We start from the raw sequence: 3911 nt of genomic DNA, 5'->3' as shown, positions 1-3911 counted from the left end.
TACCGCAACCTCCGCAACCCCGTCCTCTTCCACCCCACCGCCCACACCCTCATCACCACCCACCACACCACCTTCATCGAACCCAGCGCCCACCCGGTGCTCCTCGGGTCGCTCCAGGACGCGGCCGACGTCGCCGGGACCGACGTCACCGCCGTCGGTGCCCTTCGGCGCGATCACGGCTGCCGGGCCGACCTCCTCACCTCCGCCGCGCAGGCGTGGGCCCGCGGCCTGCCCGTCGACTGGACCGCGCAGTACCCGGGTGGCCGGCGGACCGTCCTGCCCACCTACCCCTTCCAGCGCACCCGGTACTGGATCGACGCGCCGGCCGGGCTCACGGCAGCGGTGGGCGGCGGTGGCGACGAGGAATTCTGGGAGGCCGTGGAAGCAGCCGACACCGACGCCGTCGCCTCGGCGCTGGGTCTGCACGAGGACCGTCCGGACTGGTTGGGGCAGGCGCTGCCCGCGCTGGCCCGCCGGCGCGAGCTGCGCCGCGCGAGCGGCCGCCTCGACGCCCTGCGCTACGCGGTCGAGTGGGTGCCGTCGACCGGCATCGGTCGCGGCGCGCCGACCGGCACGTGGCTGGTCGTCACCCCGGACGGCGAGCACGATGCCGCGTGGGCGAAGGCGGCCCGGGACGGGCTGCGTGCGGGCGGAGCCGAGGTGGTGGAGCTCCGGCTCGGCGCCGAGGACCGCACCGAGCTGGGCGACCTGCTGCCTCGCGACGTGGACGCGGTGCTGTCGCTGCTTCCGACGGGTGACACCGTGGCTCCGCAACGCGGTGCCGTCCCGACGGGCACGGCCGCCACGCTGACGCTGATCCACGCGCTCGCCGACGCCGGCCTGGACGTCCCGCTGTGGACCCTCACCTCGGGCGCGGTCGCGGTGGACCGGGCGGACGCCCTGCGCAACCCCGCTCAGAGCCAGGCGTGGGGCCTCGGACGGGTGGTCGCCCTGGAGCAGCCCGAACGTTGGGGCGGGCTCGTGGACCTTCCCGCGCTCCCCAGCGGGCAGGCGGTCGCCTGGTTGCTGGCCGTACTGGCTCAGCGCGATGAGGACCAGGTCGCCGTCCGTGGTTCCGGCACCTTCACCCGCCGGCTGGTGCACGCCGGGGCGAAGACCCCGGTCTCGACGGAACGCCGGACGCGCGGCACGGTACTCGTGACCGGTGGTACCGGCGCGCTCGGCGCGCGGGTCGCGCGGCAGCTCGCCGAGGAAGGCGTCGGGCAGCTGGTGCTGGCGAGCCGGCGTGGACCGCAGGCTCCGGGCGCGGACGCGCTCGCGGCGGAGCTGCGGGCGCTCGGTGCCGAGGTCGCCGTCGTGGCGTGCGACGTGGGCGACCGGTCCGACGTGGATCGCTTGCTCGCCGAGTTCACGGTGACCTCCGTGTTCCACACCGCGGGCGTGCTCGACGACGCGGTGGTGCACTCCCTGACGGTCGGCCAGCTCGACCGGGTGCTGCGGGTCAAGGCGGAGGGCGCCCGGCACCTGCACGAACTCACCGCGGAGCTGGACGAGTTCGTGCTGTTCTCCTCGATCGCCGGAGTGCTCGGAATCCCCGGCCAAGGGGGGTACGCGCCCGGCAACGCCTACCTGGACGCGCTGGCCGAACACCGGCGCTCCCTGGGTCTGCCGGCGGCCTCCTACGCCTGGGGCCCGTGGGCGGGGGACGGCATGGCCGCGGTCGACGGCGTCCAGGACCGGCTCCAGCGCCACGGAGCCCTGCCCCTCGAACCCGCGCTGGCTCTGGCGGTCCTCGCACACGGTGCCGACGAGAGCCACGCGACCACCATGGTGGCCGACATCCGCTGGGACCGGTTCCACCTCGCCTACTCCGAGGCCCGGACGCGGCCGCTCATCGAGGACCTCGCCGAGGTCCGCGCCCTCGTGACGGCGACGTCCGGCACGCAGGACGACGAGACGGGGCCGGGGCTGGCTGCTCGCGTGCGGTCGCTGTCCGGGCCGCCGCGGTCGGCGGCGGTACTCGACGTGGTACGCGCCCAGGTCGCCGCGGTCCTGGGGCACACCGATCCACTGCTCGTCGACATCGAACGGCCGCTGCGCGACCTGGGGTTCGACTCGCTCACCGGCGTGGAGCTGCGCAACCGGCTCGCCGCGGAAACCGGGGTCCGGCTGCCGTCGAGCCTGGTCTTCGACCATCCGACGGCCGTCGCGGTGGCGCGCCACGTCGAGTCCGTGCTGGTCGGCGAGGAGGAGACCGGACCGGTCGCCGTACCCACGCAGGCGAGTGACGACGATCCGGTGGTCGTCGTCGCGATGGCGTGCCGCTATCCAGGAGCCGTCGGCTCGCCGGAGGACCTGTGGCGGCTGATCGTGGACGGCGGCGACGCCATCGGGGACTTCCCCACCGACCGAGGATGGGACCTGCAGCAGCTGCTGTCCGGGAAGCCGGGTGATCCGGGCCGCTCGGCGACCGGGCGCGGGGGATTCGTCCACGACGTCGCCGACTTCGACGCGGACCTCTTCGGGATCTCCCCGCGCGAGGCCCTGGCGATGGACCCGCAGCAGCGGCTGCTGCTGGAAACCGCCTGGGAGACCTTCGAACACGCGGGGATCGACCCGACGTCGATGCGCGGCAGCCGGACCGGCGTCTTCGTCGGCCTGACCTACCAGGACTACCAGTCCCGGATCACCGAGCCCCCGGAGGAGCTGGAGGGTTACCTGCTGACGGGCGTGACCGCCAGTGTGGCCTCGGGCCGCATCTCCTACACCTTCGGTCTCGAAGGCCCCGCCATCACGATCGACACCGCCTGCTCCTCTTCGCTGGTCGCCCTGCACCTCGCGGCGGAGTCGGTCCGGCGCGGTGAGTCCTCCGCGGCGCTGGCGGGTGGTGTCGCGCTGATGGCGACGCCGCACATGTTCACGGAGTTCAGCCGGCAGCAGGGTCTCTCTCCGGACGGCACGTGCAAGGCGTTCTCCAGCGACGCCGACGGGTTCGGCTCCGCGGAGGGCGTGGGTCTGATGCTGGTGGAGCGGCTCTCCGACGCCCGGCGCCTGGGCCACCCGGTCCTGGCGGTGGTGCGCGGCTCGGCGGTCAACCAGGACGGCGCCTCCAACGGCCTCACCGCCCCCAACGGCCCGTCCCAGCAGCGGGTCATCCGCCAGGCCCTCGCCAACGCCGGCCTCCAGCCCTCGGAGGTGGACGCCGTCGAAGCGCACGGCACCGGGACCCGCCTCGGCGACCCCATCGAAGCCCAGGCCCTGCTCGCCACCTACGGACGCGACCGTGCACAGCCCCTGTGGCTCGGCTCGGTGAAGTCCAACATCGGCCACACCCAGGCCGCCGCCGGCGCCGCCGGCGTCATCAAGATGGTGATGGCGATGCAGCACGGGGTACTGCCCCGCACCCTGCACGTCGACGAGCCCACCCCGCACGTCGACTGGACGGCGGGCGCGGTCTCCCTCCTCACCGAACAGCAGCCCTGGCCCGCCCACGAACGCCCCCGCCGCGCAGGTGTCTCCGCGTTCGGCGTCAGCGGCACCAACGCCCACGTCATCCTCGAACAACCACCCGTCGCCGACGAACCCGCGGCCGGAGCACCGGACCACGACGTCGTCCCGTGGACGCTGTCGGCGAAGACCCCCGAGGCGCTGCGTACTCAGGCCCGGCGTCTGTTGTCCCTCGACGGCCGAAACCTCGCCGACGTCGGCTACTCCCTGGCCACCGCACGGGCGACGCTGGAACACCGCGCCGTCGTCATCGGTGCCACCGGTGAGGAACTGTCGACCGGGTTGGCCGCTCTCGCGGACGGTTCGCCGGCGGATCGGGTCGCCGAGGGGGTCGCTTCGGCCAGGGGGAAGGTGGTGTTCGTGTTCCCCGGGCAGGGCTCGCAGTGGCCCGGCATGGGAGCCGAACTCCTCGGCAAGTCCGCGGTGTTCACCGCATGGATCGA

Annotated in this window: 1 protein-coding gene; it reads left to right on the top strand. The window is 73.9% G+C overall.

The genetic code is table 11. The features are described 5' to 3' along the window. A partial coding sequence (locus tag ACIO5E_RS39570; protein WP_400677548.1) for an SDR family NAD(P)-dependent oxidoreductase occupies positions 1-3911 on the top strand: 3911 nt, incomplete at both ends.

Source organism: Kitasatospora sp. NPDC087314, assembly GCF_044744365.1.
Classification (GTDB): Bacteria; Actinomycetota; Actinomycetes; order Streptomycetales; family Streptomycetaceae; genus Kitasatospora.
Note: the sequence above shows the minus strand (reverse complement) of the source record. Positions and strands in the feature narration are given on the sequence as shown.